The 23,439-nt window shown below is 36.9% G+C and carries 13 protein-coding genes; 5 read left to right on the top strand and 8 right to left on the bottom strand.

Translation table 11 applies throughout. From position 1 onward, the window contains the following. Nucleotides 1–201: 201 nt before the first annotated feature. The 5 genes from DFQ02_RS11035 (at nucleotide 202) to DFQ02_RS11015 (ending at nucleotide 9,205) form a co-directional block, all read left to right on the top strand. A complete protein-coding gene (locus DFQ02_RS11035; RefSeq protein WP_116524495.1) occupies nucleotides 202–3,282 on the top strand; it encodes a SusC/RagA family TonB-linked outer membrane protein in 3,081 nt (1,026 codons plus the stop codon). A gap of 11 nt (nucleotides 3,283–3,293) precedes the next feature. Further along, nucleotides 3,294–4,847, top strand: coding sequence for a SusD/RagB family nutrient-binding outer membrane lipoprotein (locus DFQ02_RS11030; protein ID WP_116524494.1), 1,554 nt, complete (start codon nucleotides 3,294–3,296; stop codon nucleotides 4,845–4,847). Nucleotides 4,848–4,854: 7 nt separating this feature from the next. Further along, the gene (locus DFQ02_RS11025; RefSeq protein WP_116524493.1) at nucleotides 4,855–6,705 is read left to right on the top strand and encodes a LamG domain-containing protein; all 1,851 of its coding nucleotides are present in this window, start codon (nucleotides 4,855–4,857) and stop codon (nucleotides 6,703–6,705) included. A gap of 84 nt (nucleotides 6,706–6,789) precedes the next feature. Beyond that, nucleotides 6,790–8,103, top strand: a complete 1,314-nt coding sequence (fucP, locus tag DFQ02_RS11020) for an L-fucose:H+ symporter permease (RefSeq protein ID WP_116524492.1) — start codon at nucleotides 6,790–6,792, stop codon at nucleotides 8,101–8,103. 16 nt (nucleotides 8,104–8,119) lie between these two features. Further along, a complete protein-coding gene (locus DFQ02_RS11015; protein ID WP_116524491.1) occupies nucleotides 8,120–9,205 on the top strand; it encodes a peptide-N-glycosidase F-related protein in 1,086 nt (361 codons plus the stop codon). 131 nt (nucleotides 9,206–9,336) lie between these two features. Here DFQ02_RS11015 and DFQ02_RS11010 read toward each other — a convergent pair whose 3' ends face one another. The 8 genes from DFQ02_RS11010 to DFQ02_RS10975 all read right to left on the bottom strand — a co-directional run bounded on the left by DFQ02_RS11010 (nucleotide 9,337) and on the right by DFQ02_RS10975 (nucleotide 23,411). After that, nucleotides 9,337–9,819, bottom strand: a complete 483-nt coding sequence (locus DFQ02_RS11010) for a RidA family protein (RefSeq protein ID WP_116524490.1) — start codon at nucleotides 9,817–9,819, stop codon at nucleotides 9,337–9,339. 15 nt (nucleotides 9,820–9,834) lie between these two features. Next, nucleotides 9,835–10,734, bottom strand: a complete 900-nt coding sequence (locus DFQ02_RS11005; protein ID WP_116524489.1) for a RidA family protein — start codon at nucleotides 10,732–10,734, stop codon at nucleotides 9,835–9,837. 71 nt (nucleotides 10,735–10,805) lie between these two features. Further along, the gene (locus DFQ02_RS11000; protein ID WP_245940253.1) at nucleotides 10,806–12,605 is read right to left on the bottom strand and encodes a class I mannose-6-phosphate isomerase; all 1,800 of its coding nucleotides are present in this window, start codon (nucleotides 12,603–12,605) and stop codon (nucleotides 10,806–10,808) included. Further along, nucleotides 12,583–13,875: a glucosidase family protein gene (locus tag DFQ02_RS10995; RefSeq protein ID WP_116524488.1), complete on the bottom strand. Its 1,293-nt coding sequence runs from the start codon at nucleotides 13,873–13,875 to the stop codon at nucleotides 12,583–12,585. The genes DFQ02_RS11000 and DFQ02_RS10995 overlap by 23 nt, the downstream gene beginning before the upstream one ends. A 46-nt stretch (nucleotides 13,876–13,921) precedes the next feature. After that, a complete protein-coding gene (locus DFQ02_RS10990) occupies nucleotides 13,922–14,857 on the bottom strand; it encodes an ROK family protein (RefSeq protein ID WP_116524487.1) in 936 nt (311 codons plus the stop codon). A gap of 20 nt (nucleotides 14,858–14,877) precedes the next feature. Further along, nucleotides 14,878–17,271 (bottom strand): GH92 family glycosyl hydrolase, encoded by a 2,394-nt coding sequence (locus DFQ02_RS10985; RefSeq protein ID WP_116524486.1) that lies wholly within the window; start codon nucleotides 17,269–17,271, stop codon nucleotides 14,878–14,880. Between the two features lie 12 nt (nucleotides 17,272–17,283). Further along, nucleotides 17,284–20,001, bottom strand: coding sequence for a GH92 family glycosyl hydrolase (locus DFQ02_RS10980; protein ID WP_116524485.1), 2,718 nt, complete (start codon nucleotides 19,999–20,001; stop codon nucleotides 17,284–17,286). A gap of 2 nt (nucleotides 20,002–20,003) precedes the next feature. After that, nucleotides 20,004–23,411 carry a glycoside hydrolase family 38 N-terminal domain-containing protein gene (locus tag DFQ02_RS10975; protein WP_116524484.1) on the bottom strand — a complete coding sequence of 1,136 codons (3,408 nt, stop codon included), beginning with the start codon at nucleotides 23,409–23,411 and terminating at the stop codon, nucleotides 20,004–20,006. Nucleotides 23,412–23,439 lie beyond the last annotated feature (28 nt).

Below are 23,439 nucleotides of genomic sequence, written 5' to 3'. Positions count from 1 at the left end.
TGATGCTAATAAACTAAACTTCATTATTCATACAAAAGAATATTTTCTTATTAAGAAAATGAATAAGAATTGTATTAGAGCCGAACTCCTTTTCAAAATTGTTGTTTGTCGAAAAACTATTGTGCTTATGTGTTTTTTTTATTCCTTTAGCTTTGACAAAAAATTAAATAATTTTTAACAAAAATTTAAACTAATCAAATTATGACAAAAAATTTACTAAAATTACTGTTTGTTTTTTGTGTACTGCTTAGCTACAGTATGCATGCACAGACTACAGTAAGCGGAACAGTTGTAGACGCAAATAGTAACTTAAGTTTGCCGGGAGTAAACATCATAGTGAAAGGCACAAATCAAGGTGTTACTTCAGATTTTGATGGAAAGTATTCTATTGAAATTTCAGGTGCAGATGCAGTATTGGTGTTTTCCTATATTGGTTATACAACCAAAGAGGTGCCAGTAAACGGGCAAACTGTGTTAGACGTAAGCCTTATTGAAGACGTCTCTCAATTGGATGAAGTTGTGGTTACAGCTTTAGGGATTAAAAAGGAAAAGAAAGCACTGTCTTATGCAGTTCAAGAGGTGGATTCTGAAAGTTTAACTGCTGCAGCTAACCCCAACGTTACATCAGCCTTACAAGGTAAATCTGCAGGTGTTGTTGTAACTAATTCAGGAGGTATTGGTGGTAAGCCTAGAATTGACATTCGAGGGGCTAGTTCATTAACGGGTAATGATAAATTACTTTGGGTGATTGATGGGGTTCCTTTTTCAACAGAAGATACCGCCACAGATGCACAAGGCTTATTTGGAGGTACCTCTAATGGAGGTGGGTATCTGGATATCAACCCTGATGATATAGAGTCTATGTCTGTACTTAAAGGAGGTCCTGCTGCAGCATTATATGGATCTCGTGGTGCCAATGGTGTGGTTTTAATCACAACTAAGAGTGGTGCTAAATCTAAAGGTTTAGGGATTTCCTATACAGGTTCAACAACATTTTCTAGAGCAGCTTACTTTCTTGATTTGCAAAGAGAATATGGTCAAGGAACTAACGGTGTTTATGATCCTCAATCTAGAGTATCTTGGGGGCCACGTTTTGATGGTGTCGAGCGTATTGCATGGACTGGTGAATCTCTGCCATATCAAGCAGAAGACAATTTATTAGAAGATTTCACAAGAACAGGTGTTAGTACTAGAAATAATTTAATATTTACAAAAGGAGGAGAAGATGGAAGTTTTAAGGTTTCTATAGGTAAAGACAAAACCGAAGGCATTTATGATGGCTTTAATGTAGATAGATTAAACTTTGATTTAAGAGCCAGTTACGATATTAATCCATGGATGAATGTTGATGCCAAAGTATCTTATATTAATACTAAGGGAGAAGGTAGGCCAACTATTGGTGTTTACAGTAGTGTGTCTTATTGGAATGGTATGCCTGCAAACATCAGAACTCGCGATTTAGCCCCCGGTTTTGTTTTTGAAGACAATCAAACCAGGGAGTATTTGTTTGGGCCTAGTACCATTTTAACAGAAAACCCAAATGCCGACAATAGAAATCCATATTTCTTGAGAGCATCAGGCTTCAATAGCGATGAGCGTAATAGAATGTTTGGGTATTTGGCAACTACCTTCAAGTTTACTGATGAATTGAGTCTAAAACTAAAATATGGACTTGACCTTTATAGATACGAGTCATTAAGTGGTGCGCGTTATGAAGATAATGTCTTTGGTAATACACCTTCGCTTAATACATCAGAATCTTTCTTTAAAGAGGAAAACTCAGAGTTTTTGTTGTCCTATAATAAAGAAATCAATGAAGATTTTTCATTGGGTTTAAGTGCGGGAGGTAATCTTATGCGTAGAGGTATTGAAGGCTTAAATGCATCCTCAGGTAAATTATCATCCGAAAATAACTTGTTTTTAAACGCGGCTACTAATTTTAGTGTTAGAGAAACCTTCAATGATAGAGAGATACACTCCTTATATGCTTTTGCAGATGCGTCCTATAAAGATTTTTTATTCTTAAACGCTACAGCCAGAAATGACTGGTCTTCAGCTTTACCCATAGACAGTAACTCGTATTTTTATTCGTCAGTTGGTTTAAGTGCATTATTATCTGAAATCTGGGAAATGCCAGATTGGTTAAATTACCTAAAAGTGAGAGGGTCTTGGGCTGAGGTTGGTAAAGATACGGAGCCTTACCAAACCAATCCAGTATTTACCTTAGCGCCAAATAACTTTTTGCTTTTAGCAACGTCTACACCAGATTCAACGGTTAGTTTAGGTTTACAGCCAGAAATTTCTACCACCACAGAAGTAGGACTTGAATTTAAATTGTTCGACAACAGATTAGGATTTGATATAACCTACTATCAAGAAGATACTAGAAACCAAATTATTCCTGTGGTAGTTGGTCAATCTGGTGGATTCACTTCTAGAATAGACAATTTAGGTTTAATTAGAAATAAAGGATTAGAAGTGTTTGCTAATGTGGTTCCTGTGAGAACAGAAGATTTTAATCTAGGATTAACTCTAAATTTTGCTACCAATACAGGTACTATAGAAGAATATATAGCAGATCAGCCAGAGGCCTTTCATCGTTTCTTTGGCAATACCGTACTTGGTAGACCAGGTGAGAAATATGGAGATATTTTTGGAACGGCTTACCAGAAAGATGATAATGGTAACATCATCGTAGGAGCCGATGGTTTACCAGTTACAAGCCAACAAGATGTAAAACTTGGAAATATTCAAGCTGATTTTACTGGTTCTATAGGTATAAATGCTAATTACAAAGGACTTTCCTTTAATGCACTTTTAATTATGCAGCAAGGCGGTGATATTTATTCGTTAACAGAATCATCAGCTACAGGCAGTGGTAACACACCTAAAACGTTAAGTTTAGGAAGAGAGCCTTTCTTTGTGCCTAATGGTGTGTTAGCAGATGGTAGTACCAATACCACCATTGTAACGCCTCAAGCGTATTGGCAATCTGTTACAAATATTACTGAAGAATTTATTTACGATGCGTCTTTTATGAAACTAGGAGAGATTTCACTTGGATATTCATTACCTAAGTCTTTACTAAATTCCATAGGAAATGGATTTTTGAGTGAGGTTAAAATCTCTGCGGTGGGTAGAAATTTATTCTATCTTTATAGAAATACACCTGGAACCGTTCCAGATACGGTTTATAATTCTGACATTGGTTCACAAGGTATTGACTTTTCACCAGTACCCGTTGAAAGAACTTATGGTTTTGCCCTAAACGTTAAATTGTAAAAAAGAATAATATGAAAAAATCAATTTTATTAATATTAGGTGTACTCCTAGCTATAGTTAGTTGTACCGAGGATTTTGAGGAACTAAATACACGCAAAGATGCTATCACAACTCCAAAACCAGGAGAGTTATTTATGGTTATCGCACAAGGCCCTATTTACAATTATCAAAGGAACGTGAATCTGTACGCCGATCTGTATTCTCAGTACTGGGCCAATACCATTTCTGGTTTTGAATCAGGACGTTACGAGTATGTTGATGGTTGGGTTGGTAATAAATGGCGTGAATGGTATACGGTAGGGTTAGCAGATATTAGAACCTTACAAAGACTATATGGTGAAGATCCTGTTTATAGTAATTTGATGCAGGTTTTAGAGATATGGGAAGCTTCTGAGTGGCTGAGAATGACAGATTACTACGGTGATATTCCTTATTTTGGAGCAGGTTTAGGTGAAAGCGTACCTTATAACTCTCAACAAGAAATTTATTATGATTTGTTTGATAGGATCACAGCGGCGGTGAATACTATAGATGTGAATGACACTAGTCAATTCACCCTAGAGCAAGAACCTGGTCAAATAATAAGCCCAGATATAATTTATGGTTGGGACTTAGAAAAATGGAAGCGTTTTGGGAATTCCCTCAAGTTACGTATGGCGATGCGTATTTCTAATGTAGATCCTGGAAAAGCGCAAGCAGAAGCAGCAGCAGCTATCAATGCAGGGGTTATGCAAAGTAATGACGATGTAGCACATATTCCCGCATGGGATGATGATAGAGCATTTTATGATTATTTAAGGAATATGGCTATTTCTTGGGATAACATTAGATGTTCTAAAACATTTTTAGATTTTATGTACTCAGAAACGTCTATGGAAGATCCCCGAGCCAGAATTTGGTTTGCTTATAAGAGCAGTTCTCCATTAGTTGATAATGAGCGTTTAGAAGGTGTTGCCAATGGTTATAATATTTTACCCGTAGGTTCTAATGATTTTGCTACTATGAATGCCGATACAAATTATATTGGCTTTGCGGGAGATGGAGTAACTTTTAATCACTTTCAACCTGTAATGATGTATACTGAGGTGCTATTCTTACAGGCAGAAGCTGCTTTGAGAGGGTGGGCTTCTGGTGATGCCGATGCACTCATGTTAGAAGGTGTAAGAGCCTCTATGGAGTTTGTGGGTGTAGACCCAGCAGATGCTACTGCTTACATTAATGAACTTCCGGCATTGTCAGGCTCCAATGAAGAAAAGCTAAAGCACCTGATAACACAGAAATACATTGCTAATTTCCCTAATGGAAAAGAGGCTTGGGCAGATTTTAGAAGAACAGATTATCCTGATATCACGTTACCAATAGATGGTGTAAGTAGTGCAGCTTCTGTGGCTCCAGGAACTTGGGTAAAACGCATTAGATATTCTAACAATGCCCATGAACTAGAGCAGGAATTCATGCCAGCAGGTCAAAATACTATAGATTCAGATAGAATGGATATAAGAGTATGGTGGGATACAGCCGATACTAAGACAAAGTCTAATGGTTTAATGAATAGTAATTTCTAAAAAAAGTATGATGAAGATAATTAATAATTTAAAGAAAATAGGGGTTTTAATTCCCTTGGTTATGGTGTTTTTTACCATATCATGTGGCGATGACGATGCGCCTACACAGTCTTTTGATATAGCCCAGTTGCAGTCTAGGATAACGGAGGCTGAGAACTTAATAGCTACGGGTGTTGAAGGTATAAATGCAGGTGATTATCAACCTGGATCCAAAGATGCACTTCAAGATGTTGTAAACTGGATTTATAAACGTATTGAAAGTTCAAAATCTCAAGCAGACATCGATGATGCCGTTATTAAATTAAATGCGGCCATTGATAAGTTTTTAGTTAGTGTGGTATCAGAGGCATTCCCTTGGATTCAACATGGTAATGGTTCTTCAATAGAACTTTCAGAAAATGTCAAACAGGCCATATATCAACCTTCAACTTTAGAAATGGAGATTTACATCGTTGATTTAAATCAGGCAGGTTTTTCAAATAACTTGTTAAGTACAGAAGATGAGCCTTCAAGAGGTATGGCGGCGCGTTATTTTGGTACAGGAGAAATTGAGTTAGTAGCTGGTACCACTGATGGTTGGCCAACGTCTCCAAGATCTCCTGCAGGAACTCTAAAGTCAGGCGAGTGGATGAACGTCGCTTTTACCAATTCTGGTTCTGAACAAAAGTTATATATTAATGGCCAGTTAGTGGCTACTTTAGCAGGTGTTCCAGAAATGACCGACGTACCTTGGTTGTTAGGTAATAGCCCAACCTTCACAGACCGTTCTTGTAACGTATTGTTTAGAGAGTTTAAGGTTTGGAATTCGGTGTTCGATCAGAGTACCATTCAATCTAATATTGGAGCAACAATAGATGGAACTGAGTCTGGATTAGTAGTTTATTTCCCATTAAGTTCAAATTTAGGGAATAGTTTTTCTGATGTGGTTGGGAATTCTACAGCAACTTTAAAAGGCACGTTTGAATGGGTTGCAGAACCTCCAATTATCGTTTTAGACTATACAAATTTAAATGTAGCTGTTCAAGAATTAACAGATTTTAGAGCTACAGTAACTGAAGGCGATATGGATGGTGATTATCCTGTTGGTACCCTAGATTATATTGATAGTTTGCTTGCCAATGCGAATGATGTTTTACAAAATGAAACAAGACAAACTGCCTTAGATGATACTGCCGATGCGATAGGAGATGCTATAGATTTAATAAATGCAAACTTAGTAGGGCCTGCAGATGGAGTATATGTTGATAGAGATAATCCTAGCTCTATAGGATTTAGAATAACTCCAAATTACACACCTCAAGGTGATTATACTGTAGAGTTTGATTTGAAACTAAAAACATTACAAATGGGTGGTTCTGGTGAGATTTTTGGTAACGGAAGTTACGGATTGAGAGTATTTGGTTACACAAACCCTACAGAGGAAGAAATACTCGCATCAGGTGGATTGTGGAATTTTACGCACATAAGTGGTTGGATCGGTCCAGAGGCTCCTGCATTATCAGTAAGATCACAAGTATGGCAACACGTAGCTATTGTTCATGATGATACTGCCAGAACAACTTCAATATATGTAGATGGAGAAATGGTTGGTCAATCAACAGATATAGGTGTTCCAGATGTTTCTGGATGGGGTGAAACCTGGCTAGGTAATTCTTGGGGAGCAAAAATGAATGGCTCCATTAAAGATTTTAGAATTTGGGACGAGGCACGATCTGTTGGGCAATTGAATGCTGATATTACTGGTTCGGAACCAAATCTACAAATATATTTCCCATTAGATAGAGTTAAAGGACTTCAATTCAGTGATGAAACCGGAGACTACAGTGGTGAAATGCGCGGTATAGTTTGGAATAATTAATAATTATTTTGAGTTAGTTTAGTTTTAGAGAGAGAAGAACCCTTAAGGGTTCTTCTTTTTTTAAATTAGTAATTAATTATAGATATGCAAAAGAAACAAAATGTAATAGTTTCAAAGGAAATGTTGATTCCTTTTATTTTGGTAACCTCCTTGTTTGCTCTATGGGGGTTCGCCAATGCCGTAACAGATCCCATGGTTCAGGCCTTTAAAAAGGTGTTGGAATTATCAAACTCACAAGCAGCTTGGGTACAGATGGCATTCTATGGAGGTTATTTTTGTATGGCTTTACCTGCTGCTATGTTTATGAGAAAGTACTCCTATAAAATAGGTATTTTGATTGGACTAGGGCTTTATGCAGCGGGGGCACTTTTATTCTACCCTGCAGCAGTAACAGAGCAGTTTTGGTTTTTCTGCTTGGGACTTTACATTTTAACCTTTGGTTTGGCCTTTTTAGAAACAGCAGCAAACCCCTATGCCTTGGCGATGGGTTCAAAAGAAACAGCGACACAACGTTTAAATTTAGCGCAGGCGTTTAACCCTGTTGGACTTATTGCTGGTTTATTTGTGGCTCAACAGTTTGTTTTAAAAAATTTACAATCTGATGATGTCTCAGATTTTAGCGCCTTAGATGAAGTTTCTAAAACCTTAATAAAAACCTCTGATTTATTAGTTATAAGAGACCCTTATGTTATTCTTGGTTTGGTAATTCTGGGTGTTTTTGTCTTGTTTTTGGTAAACAAAATGCCACAATCAAAAGAAGAAGGCGGGATGCCAAATATCTCCGAAACCTTTGCGGTACTTTTTAAAAATAGAAAATATACACTCGGTGTTTTGGCTCAAGTGCTATATGTTGGTGCGCAAATTATGTGCTGGACTTACATTTATCAATATGCCGAAGCTATCCATATGGATAGCGTAACGGCTGGCTATTACCAAATGGGGGCATTTATAATTTTTACAATAGGTAGAGCTGTTGGTACTTACCTTTTAAAGTTTGTGAGTTCAGGTAAATTGTTAATGTACTTCGCACTATTGGCTATGTTATTTGTAATTGGAACTATTTTTATTAAAGGTGTGTTTGGTTTATATAGTTTGGTAGGAGTATCATTTTGTATGTCTTTAATGTTTCCAACAATTTATGGTATAGCCTTACGTGATTTAACCGAAGAACAATCCAAAGTGGGGTCTGCAGGTTTGGTCATGGCTATTGTAGGCGGTGCTTTAATGCCAAAGTTACAGGGTGAAATTATTGATATAGGAGGAAATGGTGTTGCTGATGTAAGCATTCTATCGGTGCCAGAAGTAAATATCTCCTTTATATTACCGTTGTTGTGCTTTACTTATATTGCTTGGTACGGTAGAAAGGTGTTTTCGAGTTATGACAATGAGTATAAATAGATTATAAAAATAAATTATGAAGAAGATATTTTCAATAACAGTAATAAGGTTATCATTTTGCCTTATGTTTTTTTTGGGCTTTAGTTATTGCAGTAGTGGTACTGATTCAGGAAATGAGAGTAATGATTCCGAAGAGAATAATCCACCTCAGAATTTTAAAACATTAAACTACAAAACCTTTAGTCAAACTAGAATAGCATTTGGTGCAGGCCTTAGCCAAAGTAAAATTGCAACCTTTACGTTAAATGAGGATAATACCAACGTTAAGTCTGTAAAAATGTTTATACAGTTGGATTGCCCCAGTGTTGGATGTAATATTTGGGATGTGTATGCTAATATTAGCGTTAAGGACAAAAAAACAAAAAAATGGTTTGAGTTGGGTAGATACATTACACCCTATGGTGTTGATACATCTCAACTAACACGTGGAATTGAAATAGATGTTACCGATTTTAAGACGATGTTGCAAGGTCAAATAGAATTACGTGCCTTCATCGAAACATGGGGTGATGACGGTTGGAATTTGTCTGTTGATTTCGATTTTGAAGAAGGTGTGCCAGATTACCCATATTATGCGGTCTCAGAGGTTATAGCCTACAATGGTTTGTCATTGGCTGGAGTGCCTTATGGAAGTAGTACCGCTGGTTTTGATTTAACGAAAACCATAGCCATACCCAGTAATGCCTTTAGTACGCATTTACGAACTTTAATTAGTGGTTGGGGCCATGCAACGCCGGCCGATAATGATGGTAGGGGGTGTGCAGAATGGTGCTTTAGAACCCATCAAATTAAAATTGATAATGACCCCAAATTTACCCACGAATTGAAGCCGATAGGTTGTGGTAGTAATAAAATAAATCCGCAACGTGGTAATTGGGCCCCAGATAGGGCAGGGTGGTGCCCAGGAATGGCAGTTCCCGTTAGAATTGATAAGTTTGATAGGTCAAATTCTAACGTAACATTCAATTTTGAATATGATTTTGAGGACTGGACTTCTGATGGAGGAACACTTTCAGGTCAGACAGGTGCTTTTTATGCTATCTCTACTTATGTGGTGGTAAAAAGTAAAACACCTATAGATCCCCCGATAATTACAAACTAAAAGTTGACAATTAGTACTTTTTAATTTACTAAAGACTAGAGCATTTCATAATATTTTTAAAATCATTCAAAAAACCCATAATGAATTAGCATTATGGGTTTTTATGTTAGGATAGTAAATGATTTTACTATTTATTTAGCAGCTATAGCTTCAATTTCTAGTAGCCAGTTTTCATTGTATATACCTGTAATCACAATGGTTAACGCTGGTTTTATATTTAAAAGGTTCTGTTCTCTAAGTTGACCAACTTCGCGCAAATATTTCCTGTCAGAAACAAAAAAAGTGACTTTAACGAGATTATCCAAGGTCATGTCAGCCTCTTTTAATTGGGCTTCAACGTTAGACCATGCAACGGTGCATTGATCTTTAATATTACTTGGAACTTTTCCCTGATTGGTTATAGGAACTTGACCGCTAATAAATAATAATTCAGAGAAGTCTGATATCTTAACCGCTTCCGAATAATTCCATTCTGCGCCACCGCCTATGTTCTGTTTTTTAAATTTACTTTCTTCGGGATTTTGACCAAAAGCAAGGTTCAGAGATAGAATGCTAACAATTAAATGAATAAACTCCTTAATCCCTATTTTTTTATTTTTCAGTTTTAGTGTCATAGAAATAAGTTAATATTATTTAATAAGTACCGCTGTTCCTGATAACTCAATTAATTTTTCTTTACTATAAAGTGATGAAATCCCAATAAACACATTTGGAGGCATCTTTCTTTCACCATAGAGTTTTTCTCTAACCCTAAAAAACATATCTAGGTCTTTCTCTGGGTCATAATCGACTATATAAATTTTCATTTCCACTAAGTCTGAAAAGGAGGCTCCAGCCTGTGATAACCTTTTTTCAATAGCTTTATAGGCTGTTTCAAGTTGTTCTTCTTTCGTCTTTCCTGTACCTACTTGACCTGCTATATATATGTTTTTGAAGTTTTCATGTTCTACAGATACAACATTGGTCAATGCTTTAATGGGATCTATGTACTCTTTAGTAATTTTTTCTTTTTTTGGAGCAAATGAATAGTTTGAGGGTGCCGGTTCTAAAATATCTTCAAAGTATTTTTCCCAAATTCCATTTTTTAATGTCTCTCCATATTCGTGGAATTCACCAGATTTAGTCTTTTCAAAATTAAGTCGATTTTTAGGATTAAAGTAAACTAGAAATTTACCATCTATAAAATATCCTTTTGATTTTTTATAACTTTCAGTTTTACTTGTAGGCTGGTAATAATAACAACTATCATTCACGCTATAGGTTATTACCGTATGAAGTTGCACACTTGAAGAATTAACATCCAAAGTAATAGCATTGCCGTCTAAAATATAATTTGCACTTTCACTTACTTTAACTTTTGTGGTGTCATTTTTTGCAAACGAATATGAGTTTCCAGTCCAATTTCCAATTAAGAAAGATAATTTAGCCATATGTTGTCTTTCAATTTCTTGTCCGTACACAAGGCTTGTTGCAGTTTGTAGTGCTAAAACTAGTAGAGTTAATTTAGTTCTTAATACTTTTTTAGTCATTCTAATGAAAAATTTTAAACGTATCCTTAGTTAAGGATGATTGTTAATTTTTTTTAAAGATAATTCGTTTATTATTTCATAAAAGCTTTTACAACCATAATTTCAGTATCTAATTCATTAATAATCTTGTACGAACCTGCATTTGCCGGAATTACAAAGGTTTCAGCGTAATTAAAACGTTGGCGCATACCATTTTCAGTTTCAACTATAATGCTTTTGCCTTCTACTAAAGATAATACATGGCAAAGGTTATTAGTTTTAACCTCTATATTTGTTTTTAAATGAAAACGATGCACATCGTACGAATGTTGTTCGTGGGTTGGTAAGTGGTACAATATCCAATCGTCTCCTTGTTCTAATACATACGGATGCGAAATTAATTTCTCTTTTACGTAATCTCCTTTACGTTCAAAGGATAAGTTTTCCATACCGCGTTCTATATTAATAGGTCGTGGTTTTCCATCTAAATCTACACGCAACCAATCGTACATTTTAAATGTAAATATATAAGGGGTTGCACTAATTTCCAGCACAAGGTTATCAATGCCAGAACCGTGAATCGTACCCGGTGGAATTAAAAATAAATCATGCTTTTTAGAATCATGAACTTGAACATGTTTGGTGATATCTATCTCCTTTTTGTTTTCAAAGCTATACTTTAAATCAGCTTCAAAAGCTTCAGGGTTTATATCATCCTGAAAACCAAGATAGCATTTTGCGTCTTTCCCAGCATCTAGAATATAATAGGTCTCTTCTTGGGTAATGGGTTCTCCAAAATGCGTCTTCATATAATCTAAATGCGGATGACATTGAATGGACAAGTTGCCACCATCAAAGGTATCGAGAAAATCGAAGCGAATAGGAAATTCATAACCATACTGCTCGGCGTGTTTCCCCATGACGGCATCGCGTTCTTGAAACATCAAGCAGTCGAACGATAGTTCGAGCAAATGGCCATCGCTTTCAAACAACAACCCGTTTTCAGGAACTATTAATTCAAAAGACCAAGCGTAATTAATAACCTCTTTGTTTAAGCCATCAATTTTGTCGATAATCCATTGCCCTCCCCATGCTCCTGGTTCAAACCAAGGACGCACTCTAAACATGTTTTGAGACATCGTTTTTAATCCATCCCTAACATCGCTTCCTTTCATCCAAGTAATGTGGTCTATACGTTGTTCATCTACAAAATAATCTATTTGGGGTAATAGCTCTTTTTTGTGTTGGTTTAGTACTATCCAATCTACAAAATAGTAGCGCTTATACATGGGTTTAATCGCATCTGGTTTAGAAGCTCCAAGGTTTAATATACTTTTAGCCCGCGCTCTAAATTGAAGCTCGTTTTTTGGTAAATCTATATATACCAAGGTACCTTCCCATCCCGCTAAACGGGCTCCTACACCTATAATGATGTTTACATCGGCATTGGTATTGGGTTTAAATTGGGCTAGTTTTTCCTTAATAAAAAAGTCTTCTAGCTGTAGTGTTGTACGTTTACCAAAAATTGGGTCGTCTCCTCCAAGAAAAGGTTTTATTAAGCTATCAATTTCGGTTTCGGACTTTAGGGCAGTATCGGTATTAAACCAAGCCACATCTTTTCCTTTGCTTTTAAATGCTTCAGTTATTTGCGTTTTAATCTTATCGTAAAACACACCAATATAACCATCAATGATAATTGTTTTTTGGTTGTCCAGCTCATCTACCAAAGTGTTTATACCTGATGCAATTTTCCCCGACTCTAAGCTTATTGAAGGATATAAGTCGTACATCCCAACAGGCGATTCTTCCTTTTTCTGAGGTAGTAAGTATTGGTCTGATTTTCTTAGTGTTGAATGGCTCATAGCGCTTTTATTCATTTTTAGTGTTTGCATAATTTTCTAATAGCTGTATGGCTTTGTATAGAACACCAGCCGAACCACGAAAAGTTCCAGAACCTGTGGGCTTATTCTCTACGGTATACCACTCGTAAAAACCGTTGTTGTCTTTAACACGTTTTACCATGGGTTGTATGTGTTCGTAGGCTTCTTCAATAAATCCGTGTTTAATTAACTGCTGTATCATACGTCCACCAAACCAAGTCCAGTCGCCACCATTTTGATAACCGTAAGGTACCATACCTGGACTTTCAAACATACCTTTAGGATATGGAGGATACATGGTTAAACCAATAGATCCTGCTCCAGATGCTTTAACGTTTTCAATCATCTTCTCTAATGAAACCTTAATCTGTCTTTTGGATAATAACCCAGCTTCTATGGCAACGGCAGTGCCTCCATGGTAGAAAATTTCATTTTCGTTAAAATCATCAGGAAATGGTGATCCATTGAGATAAACATGTGGAATAAACTTTTTATTTTCTTCATCCCAGAGGTATTTCATGGTGTTTTTCGCGATATCGTTACGAATGGGTTTCCATTTTAATTTGGTTTCTGGTACAAGTTCTATCATGTTGTCTAGGGCAATTAACATCATCGCATTGTCATAAATATCCACAGAATATTTGGTGCATTCCGTAAGATACACTCCCCAATTGTGGCAGTGTTGCACATCACCCCAATCTGCTGTAGTAGCTCCCCAAATTAATCCGTGCTCTTTACTCCAACGATGATTTAAAAGAAACTCCATAGACCATTCCATACGTTCAGCAATGGTTTTGTCTCCTACTTTTTCGTTTAGAAAACCGCTATCTCCTGTTTTAGTAACATATTTATAAACCGACTGTACCAGTGACGACTCATGGTCTGTTTCTACTGTATTTTTATGACCTGTATATGTGGGCTCTAAATCGGTTTCATAATAAGTATAACCACCCTCGGTATGTACTGCTTTTTCTTTTGGTATAAAGCCATCTAAAATATTTCCATCATCTCCTTGCAATCGGAAAAACACGCGTAGGTTTTCCTTTAAAGTTTCCTTTGGATATACTTCAGCAGAAAGTTCAATAAATGTATTATAATCACGTATCCATACCTCGCCATAACCATCTCCAGCATTAAAACCAGTTTTCACGACTTCTAGAGCTTTTTGTTTAGTAAAAGTAAAGTACTCGTTAGATATTATGTGTTCCTTTAAAATGGTGTTTTCTTTACCCGATTTACATCCAACCAAAAGGCATAATGCAATTAATTTTAAATATCTCATATGTTATTGAATTTATATTACTAGGGGTTAATGCCATATTTAATAATTACATTTTCTGTAAAACAGGAAAAATGCTTTCATAAAGTTTATCATCAATTAAGACAGCGCTTCCCATAAATGCCGATTTTTCTTTTAGCTGAGATACGATAATGTTTACCGGGAGATCTACACTATTTAAATAGCTTTTAAGTGATTTTCCAAAAAATTGATAAGCTCTGGAAATATTACCTCCAAATACGACAGTTTCTACCTTCGATTTTCTTACCCATGGATGAAGAAAGCTGGCCATTTTTTCGCCAAAGTCCTCAAGTAGCTGTTTTGCATCACTATTAGTTCCACATAGGTCTACGATGTCTTTTACGCCCTTACATTTATGTCCTGTTTTTTGTTCGAATCTCTCAATTAAACCGCGTGTAGAAAAGTAATCGTCTGCTGTGGCATTTTCAAAAGGTAAATGCCATAGGCATCCACCTTTTGGTACTTCATTGCCATTAACAACGGGCACTCCATTTTTTATAAAAGCAGAACCAAATCCAGTGCCCAATGTTATGGATAAAATAGAATTATTGGTTTTAGCACTTCCAAATTTGGCTTCGCCAAGCGCAAAAGCGCTAGCATCATTAATAAATCTTATTTTTAGTGGTTCTTTTAAATTTAAAAAATCAGTTAACATGTTTTTTACATCTATACCATAAGTATGCTCGTACTTGCCGTTTTGCCCACTGAAGAGTGAAATTCCGTTGGCATAATCAAAAGGGCCAGGCATGGCAAAACCAATACCGCTAACACGATTAATACCAATTTTATTAATAGATTGTTTAATAACATGGCCCCATGTACTTATTATCGCATCTGGCATAGCATGGTTGTCTATGGAGTTTTCAACAAAACTTTCTGGCAATAACTTCTTAGTTTCTAGATTGAATCCCATACAGCTTATATGGCTTCCTCCAATATCTACTCCAATGGCTATGTTTTTCATTGTAAGGTTTTGTTAATTGATTAATTTATTGAAGGATTTTTTTTACTAACTCCCCAATCTTTATTGGGAATAGAGTCCATATCAAGTTTTAAATGTCCACCTTTTATAATAGTATCTCGATATATCCAACTGTTGGTTACATTCTCATTATTGAACGTTGCATTTTGAACGTAAATGTTTTTACCTGAATTATTGGGTGCTTCAATTGATAGTTTATTTCCATTACCTAATTCGATTTCTATATGATTAAATACTGGACTACCTAACTGAAAAGCGGCATCCTGTTCAGAAAGTCCCTGTACATCGAATAAGCCTAATGCCGCCATTACATACCATCCACTTAGCTGCCCTTGGTCTTCATCCTGACCATAGCCATAACCATGAATACCATCTGTTCCATAAAATTCATCACAAATGGTTCTTGTCCATTTTTGTGTTAACCAGGGTTTTTCTGAGTAGTTGAATAACCAAGGCATATGTAAACAAGGTTGATTACCATGATTGTAGGCAAAGCTCAAACCTGAAAAGGCATCAATATTTTCGGATCCTCCACAGAAGGCATTTTTTTGAGCCGCTTCAAAAACCTGATTTAAACGTTCGTTAAACTCGTCTCTTCCTAGCTTTTCAATTAACCCTTCAGGATTATGCGGAACATAAAAGGTGTAGGAATTGGCATTTCCCTCTTGAAAACCTCTCCATGGCTGAGTTGGATCAAAATTATCAACAAACTTTCCTTCTAAATCCTTTGGGCGAACAACGCCCAACTCCTCATCAAAAAGATTTCTCCAATTTTCTGACAAAGCCATAAGCTTTTCATAGTCCTCATTTTTGCTCAAAGATTTTGCCATTTGCGCGGCAGCGTATGAGCTAAGGCAGTACTCTAAAGATCGAGATACCGAATACTCTGAAGCAATGGAATCTTCTCTACCCATCTCTAAAGGAATATAACCTTTGGTTATGAATGGTTTTATATCAATTTTTCCTGCACCTCGTGCCCTGTTATTATATTCAAGATTATCCTTTAAAACAGCTTCATATGCTAATTCTATATCATAGTCTTTAATCCCCGAATTATATGCACCAGCAATGACCAAACCAACAAAGTTGGTTCCAACACCTGATACATAACGGCTGTTAGCAAGGCCATCTCCTAGCCATCCTGCATCTTTATATACTTGCAAATGTGTTTGTATAAAATCATTTAGGTATTCAGGCCAAACCAAGGTCCATAATTGGGTTAAGTTCCAGTAGCCTCCCCATATAGCATCGGTATTGTAGAAACTAAACTCCGGATTTCCATCTTTATCTAAGGGTATCTGGCCAATGGTACCATCGTTTTTAGGATAGGCACCATTCACATCATTGGCTATACCTCTTCCGAGTAGTACGTGGTATAAAGCTGTGTAAAATTTTATTTTATTGGTTTCATTATCGCCTTCTACCTTTATTTTACTTAACTCATTGTTCCATATTGTTTCAGCCGAAGCTAAAGCATCTTCAAATTCTAAATCCTTAGCTTCTGCTTCTAAATTTAACTTTGCATTTTCGATAGAAGTATACGATAAACCAACTTTTACATCAATAGCTTCGTTTTGTTCTGTATTAAACGTTAAATATAAACCTGCTCCAAGGCCTGTGGTTTTGGTTTTGTTATTTTGAATTTTATCCCCATTAAAAACTCCGAAAGTTTCAGGGCTTTTATTGATTTGAGCGATAAAATACAATGGTACTTCGGCACCTTTTTGATATTTATTTACGTACTTAGGTGTCGTAATAACGTAGCCTTTTACATATTGAAACCCGTCAAACTCTACAAAGGCATCTTTTATATTACCGCTCTCGCCCAATTCATTTCCTATGTCGAAGAGTATATTTGATTGTGAAGATTCTGGAAAAATGTACCGATGAAAGCCCACACGTTGTGTTGCGGTTAATTCGGCAGTAACATCGTAATCTTTAAGTTTTACCTTATAGTATCCTGGCTTCGCTACTTCATCTTCCCGGTCAAAGTTGGAGCGGTAGCCCTTCTCAACTTCTTCCAGTTTTCCTGGTACAGTAATTAGTTTTCCTGTTGTTGGCATTAACTTAATGCCTCCAATTTGAAATTCGTGTAGGTTAGCAAACCCTTCTATAGATGTGTGTCTTTCATCATATCCCACCGCTTCAAAACCATGCACGTTACCATAATGCCCATCGGTTGTAGGTGCTAATTTTGCCATACCAAAGGGTAGGGAAGCTGGTGTGTAAAAGAACCATCGGCTGTGGGCGGTTCCTATATTTGGATTGACATATTGAATGGCATTAAATACTTGTTCATTGTTATTTTTGGTACACGATTCTAATCCTAAGAAAATGAGACACAGTAAAGCAGTATAAAGTTTTGATTTTTTGATTAATGAGTTCCCTTTAAGCATATTGTTTAGTTTTTAATTATTTACAGGAGGTGGTGTTTTAAGTCCCCACTTTTTGTTTGGTTTATCACTTAACCATATTTCTAAAGTGCCTCCTTTGGCAAAGTCTTCGTGATAAAACCAGTAGTTATCTAGCTTTTTACCATTTAATTTAGCCTTTTGGATATAGAAATTTTCGCTAGAATTATTATATGTTTTTATAATGAACTCTTTACCCTTGTAGTAATTATTATCTAGTGTTATTTTAACTTCATCGAAAACTGGAGCTGTAATTTCGTAGTAGGGTTTCTGCGATTCCGTACCAACGATATTGAATAGACCAATAGACATCAAAGCGCTAACGCCACCCATTTGTCCTTGGTCTTCATCGTGTCCGCCCCAACCTAAATCGGGTGTGATACCCCCGTAGGCTTTTTCATTGACCTTACGCACCCAGTATTGGGTTAACCAAGGTGCATTGGCATAGCTAAACACGTGTGCATTCGAACATCCTGGTTGGTTGGCATAGCTTATATGTCCTGAGCCATAGCTGTGTACAAAACTGTTTTCTTCTTCCTGCTCAAAGGCGTAGTTTAGCTTTTTTGTAAGTTCGTTATCGCCTCCCATAAGCGCTGATAAAGCGGGTATATCATGCGAAACGCCCCATGTGGCTTGCCACGCATTGGCTTCTACGTAGCCCCATCCTTTTAACGGGTCTTCATGTACAAACTTTCCTTTAGAGTCTATTGGGAATAATAATTTCTGTTCTGGATTGTAACATTTTTTCCAGGATTGCGAACGCTTAAAAAAGTAATTGTAGTCTTCTGTTTTTCCTAACTTTTTGGCCATTTGGGATGCTCCCCAATCTTGAAACGATGCTTCTATAGTAATACCCGCATTATTGGGCCACCAGCCGTTTTTGTCATAAAAATCGAGGTCGTTTGCAAAGAATGTTCCACCTCCCATCATACCCCCGGGGAAATGATTGTTTTTTATTTGTTGAAATGCATTTTCATGGTCTGTTTTTGTTAAAATATCTTTCATAAAAGCACTTACTATAAGGTTTGTTGCTGGGCATCCCGTCATAATAAAAGAATATCCTCCTCCTGAAGGCCCTCTAGGAAGCAAACCACCGTTGTTGGAGTAGGCTACCATTGATGAAGCCATATCATCTTGAATCTCTGGCCATGCTAAACCCCAAAGCACATTTAAATTCCATTGTGTTAACCAAAAAGCATCTGAGTTATACATATTGTGCTTAACCTTACCTTCTGAATCTAACCCTGGATTTTTAACAAGAAAATTAGCGTCGGTTACAAAGCCATCTGTTAAATTTCCTGTATTGGTTTTTTCGCCTGTAGTTCTATCAGGGTAGTCGCCATTAACATCGTTTATGCGATGCCTTCCTAATAATACATGCCATAAATCGGTGTAGAATTTTATGCGCTGTGCTACTGTACCGCCTTCAACATCAATTTTATGTAGCCATTCGTTCCATATATTTCTACTGTCTTCAGCTACTTTGTTGAAGTCCCAAGTGGTACATTCTGAATTCAAATTATTCCTTGCATTTTCTATGCTGGTGTAGGAGATAGCAATCTTCATTTGTATTTCTTCTCCAGCTTTCACATGATGTATGGAAGACACACCAGCCTGGTTACCTTTTAGGGTTTTAATGTCTTGAAACCTCTCTTTGCCATCCCAACCCTCTAATGTTTTCCAAGGTTTGTCTAATTGAACAACAAAATAAATTTTTACGTCTTTGGGCCCAACATTATATGCTCTGTCTACAGAACTAATAGAGCCTTCATATTCTTGCGTATTGATTTTCTTTACATCAGCATTGGTCATTCGGCTGTTCCCTAATAATCCGCTTAGTGAAAGCAAAATTTGAGCCTCGGTATCTTCCGTCCATTTAAATCTATAAAAACTAACCCTATCAGTAGCCGTTTGTTCTACCCACACTTTGCTGTCTTGCAGGTATACTCTATGGTACCCTGGTTGAGCTATTTCATCGTCATGTTTAAATTTCGATTTCCAAGCTTTTTCGCCTTGAGTGGGATTAACACTAGCCAATGTGGGCATGAGGTTTAAACCAGAAAGGGTCCATGCATGAATTTGAGGAAAGCCTAAAATCTCATCTGAAAAGTAGGCATAACCACCACCGCCGTTGTTCCAATTTTTGGTCATAGGTGCAGCACTAACCATACCGTATGGGCGTTGGCCGGTTATGAACAAGAAAAAGCGCCCTCTGTTGGTTTCAATAAAAGGGTCAACCCACTCTACGGGTTCTTTGTATTGTTTTGGCGATGAGAATACCTCGATTTCGGAAAGACCAACTTTTTCTCCAGAAGCCTCATCAATTTTAAATTGAACAAACTTGGTGTTTTTATCTGGAAATGTAATTGCTTTTGCAGAGCCATCTTCGGGCAATTCGACAGTAATTGTGGTGCCATCGCTAAACTTTAATGTGCCTTTTAATACGCTTTCTTCTAATGAAGGATAATTGTAAATAACAACTTTGTTTATCCATTGCGAAGTTTCCCAAGTAAGTTTTACCCAAGCGTCTTTTTTATCGGTCAACCAGTTACCAATACCATAAATCCCTATTAAATTGTCATTTATATTATCATGGGATGATTTGTTCATTGAAGCCGATGCAGACACTTTTGCTTTATTGGCGATGTTTAATGGCCCAGCATAGCTGAATTGCACTATGCAAAAAATGACTATCAATAAAATCTTGTGGCTCATTTTTACTTTGTTTTTAATAGAATAAATCTTGTTTCAAAATGCTCGATTAAGAACGGAGCGGTTAACTTTTCAATTTTTTCACCTAAACTGTTTACCAAATACACTTCACTTACACCAGGATTTTGAAGGATTTTATTGATATCCAATATGGCATGATCACCTTCTGTTTCTCTTAAATGAAGAATAACCCCATCGTTAGTTTCTGTTGGGCGGGAATGTACTAATAGTAAATTGTCAACCAAATTGAGGTCAATCAGAGATTCTGAAGCCTGATTGTTCTTCGATTTTTCTTTCCCGCTGTTGGCTTTTGTAACGAACGGCACGCGATTATTCCAACCAAATTTGGTGGCAAACGTATTTGATGTGTCTGCAGAAGAGGTTATTTGGTATTTCCAGTTCAATTCTCCAAACTGACTAGCTTTAAAATTGGTTACCCAATAATTATTAAGAACCCAAGAGTATATATGGCCTTTATTTATAACAGGATTTTTATAATAATAACGCCCCGTATTGATGCCTCCAAACTGTACCAAGGGCGTGTCTTCACTACAGAAAACCACTTGTGAATCGTCTAGTTTTACAGAAGCATAATTTTGAATGGTATTCCAATCTGAGGCAGAGCCTGCCAACTGGTCTATACCCGGGCGTACTGCACCACCTTGTGCTTCAAAAACCAATTGTGCATTTTCACTTGAAAAAGGAAACGCCACATATAGCCCCTCCGGTTCTATGATATCCAGTTTCTTCATGTTGTATAAAAACTCAATTTCTTTTTTGTGATGATGTAATCGAATTTCAATGATTATCCCAGATTCTTCGGCACATTCAGGTAATTGGGCTTTACATATAATAGATTTCCAGATAGCACCCTCTGTGATTTTTTCAATTTTGAAACTTGAAAGTGTGTAGTGCTTTTCGTTTAAAGGTTTGAAAACCGTATCCCTTATCGTACCTGTTAATCGCTCTAAATCTCTTCTGTTACGAATTCTTTCGTACACCATACTTCCCAATTTGTGAGCACTATTGGTGTCTATTAATTCTTTATTCAAAGATTTGTCATAAATACTGGTGATACCTTTCGCTGCCTCATCAATCTCGATTTTATAAAATTTGTTTTCAACGGTATTGATAATAGGTAATTTCTCTTCTCTGTAACTTGCATTTTCATCGGAAACCTTGATCGTATAGGTAGCATATCCCATGGGTGGTACATCTTTTACCCAAAGCGCCCAATAGGTTCCTTCGGCTCGCTGACTAAGAATTTGAGCGTCTATTTTATTCCCGTTACTATCAACGATGCTCGTTTTCTTGTTTAGGGGCAAAATGTCATAGTCAATGAATACTTCGGCAATACCCGTTCTTGACCAATTCAGCGTGTTGAACACGGTTACTGATGGTTCTTTAGGCACTTTTACGTGAGGTTGTACCAATCCTATAGCTTTCTCTCTTAATAGATTGGCTTGTTGATTCGCCGACCATACATAAGAGGATTTCTGACTCCATTGATCCATGGTATTTTTACCGTAAGGATTTCCAATACTTTCAGCAGCACCAAAGGTATGTTCACTATAAAGCAACAGGTTGTCGTAACAGGTTCTTATCTCGTCGTGCAGTTGTGCCGGAATTTCTCCTCCAGATGCTTGTACCATAGATAATAAGCCCATGGTGGCCAACATTTGTGAATAGCTGTTACGTAGCACTTTGGTTTCTTTCATAGCAGAGCCAAACCCATCAGTCCACCAATCTGGCCAAGCTACTTTCTTTGTTTCTATTTCATCAGGATGATTTTCTTCAATGTGTACCATGAATTCGCTGGCCAATGCCGATTTCAATTTTGGCCATTCGTAGGTTTCGTTCCATTCTTTTATGATATCACAGGCTTTGGTAGAGGGTGGTGAATTATCGGTAGTATACCCTGAAAATTGAAATGCTACCCGATCAAAAGGGTAGTCTTTATTTTCGAGTCCATCCAAATATTTGGAGAGATTACTGCCAAAAACATCCATTTCTCCAGATACTAAGGCCAGAGCATTACCGTGCATGTAATGCTCACTTCTATAAGCTAAGAGTCTTTTGCCAGATGGGGATTCCCACCAAAAGGATGTTGGCTTACTAAATGGTAATCTGGCACGATGCGCGTGAACACCCATTGTAAGGTATTTTACTCCTGTGTTTTCATACATATCGGGCATACACCAACCAATACCATTAACGTCGTTTTGCATGGCTGTTGTAACATCTATGCCTTGCGCCTTAAATTTTTTAAGTGACTGCAGTTGAATGGCTAAGGCTGTTTCATCAATGGTTTCAGAGTAGTTTAAAAACATGCCTGTCACCTCAATTCTGCCTTCTTTAACACGTTTTATTAAACGTTCTACTTGTTCTTTGGGCCTGCTGTTTATATACTCTCTAACCGTCCATGCCACTTCGCAGGTCCAACGAAATTGTGCGTCTTTTGGGTAATGGTCGGTTTGATCGCAATAGTCCAAAGCATCATCAATGTACCTCAGATGTTCAGCTAAAATTTCGGATTGTTGGCGGGTGTAGCCAATGTCGGTATGGCTATGCTGTACCAAGTAAACCGTCCATTCTTTAATTGCTTGTAACGCTACAGAAATTTGTTCGGTTAACTTACCATATTGTATTTGAGCCTCTACAGTTTTAGGACTTTCAATTTTTGGTACTAAAATATCTATTTCGTTAAGTCCCGTGTTTAGTTTTACTTTTTTTGATTTGCCTTCAACCGATACTTTAGCATTAATAGGTTTTCCTAAATGTACCAAACTAAAACGAATGACGCTAAACAGCTTATCATCTTCCTTTTTAATAACCTTTAACTGGTGCGCATTAAAGTCATTTTTTGGAGATATTTTAAACGTCATATACCAAGCGTTACTATTGTTGGGTACACCTCCAATTTTTAATTTTACAGGAGCACCTGGGGTAACCATTGATGTAGGCATTGTAAGTACTGCATAGCCCATTTCGTCTCTATTGGAATCTACCATGGATTGAATAAAGTTGAGCGATACACCATTGTCGCCATGAATGGTTCTAGACTTTTCCTCTGTAGTAACGGGGTTTTTAAAGGTTAAAACTTTTTTATCGTTTATAGATAAATCAAATGCCTCAGGATTGTGTGTAACATCCATCCCATAGACCCAAATAAAGGATACTGTTTTGCCTTTGTATAATTGTGGAACGGCAACGCTTTCCCATTCCATGGGACCTACATCTTTGGTAGCTCTTGTTAAATAGCACGGGTCGTTATAGGAGTGAGGGGAGGGGTATGCAAAGTTTACCCCTGAAATTGCTTTACCATAACCATTTAAATATTTTGATTGCCCCGAAATATTTAAACTCGCACTTATCAGGAATGTGAAAACGCATAAAAAATTTAGTAGTTTCATGATGTTTTTATTTATTGTTTAGTTAACC

This window comes from Seonamhaeicola aphaedonensis (assembly GCF_003386195.1).
Taxonomy (GTDB): Bacteria; Bacteroidota; Bacteroidia; order Flavobacteriales; family Flavobacteriaceae; genus Seonamhaeicola; species Seonamhaeicola aphaedonensis.
Note: the sequence above shows the minus strand (reverse complement) of the source record. Positions and strands in the feature narration are given on the sequence as shown.

Bases quoted from the DNA above. Each gene is read 5' to 3' on its own strand.
- DFQ02_RS11035 (WP_116524495.1), top strand. From the start codon at position 202: ATGACAAAAAATTTACTAAAATTACTGTTTGTTTTTTGTGTACTGCTT.
- DFQ02_RS11030 (WP_116524494.1), top strand. From the start codon at position 3,294: ATGAAAAAATCAATTTTATTAATATTAGGTGTACTCCTAGCTATAGTT.
- DFQ02_RS11025 (WP_116524493.1), top strand. From the start codon at position 4,855: ATGATGAAGATAATTAATAATTTAAAGAAAATAGGGGTTTTAATTCCC.
- fucP (WP_116524492.1), top strand. From the start codon at position 6,790: ATGCAAAAGAAACAAAATGTAATAGTTTCAAAGGAAATGTTGATTCCT.
- DFQ02_RS11015 (WP_116524491.1), top strand. From the start codon at position 8,120: ATGAAGAAGATATTTTCAATAACAGTAATAAGGTTATCATTTTGCCTT.
- DFQ02_RS11010 (WP_116524490.1), bottom strand. From the start codon at position 9,819: ATGACACTAAAACTGAAAAATAAAAAAATAGGGATTAAGGAGTTTATT.
- DFQ02_RS11005 (WP_116524489.1), bottom strand. From the start codon at position 10,734: ATGACTAAAAAAGTATTAAGAACTAAATTAACTCTACTAGTTTTAGCA.
- DFQ02_RS11000 (WP_245940253.1), bottom strand. From the start codon at position 12,605: ATGCAAACACTAAAAATGAATAAAAGCGCTATGAGCCATTCAACACTA.
- DFQ02_RS10995 (WP_116524488.1), bottom strand. From the start codon at position 13,875: ATGAGATATTTAAAATTAATTGCATTATGCCTTTTGGTTGGATGTAAA.
- DFQ02_RS10990 (WP_116524487.1), bottom strand. From the start codon at position 14,857: ATGAAAAACATAGCCATTGGAGTAGATATTGGAGGAAGCCATATAAGC.
- DFQ02_RS10985 (WP_116524486.1), bottom strand. From the start codon at position 17,271: ATGCTTAAAGGGAACTCATTAATCAAAAAATCAAAACTTTATACTGCT.
- DFQ02_RS10980 (WP_116524485.1), bottom strand. From the start codon at position 20,001: ATGAGCCACAAGATTTTATTGATAGTCATTTTTTGCATAGTGCAATTC.
- DFQ02_RS10975 (WP_116524484.1), bottom strand. From the start codon at position 23,411: ATGAAACTACTAAATTTTTTATGCGTTTTCACATTCCTGATAAGTGCG.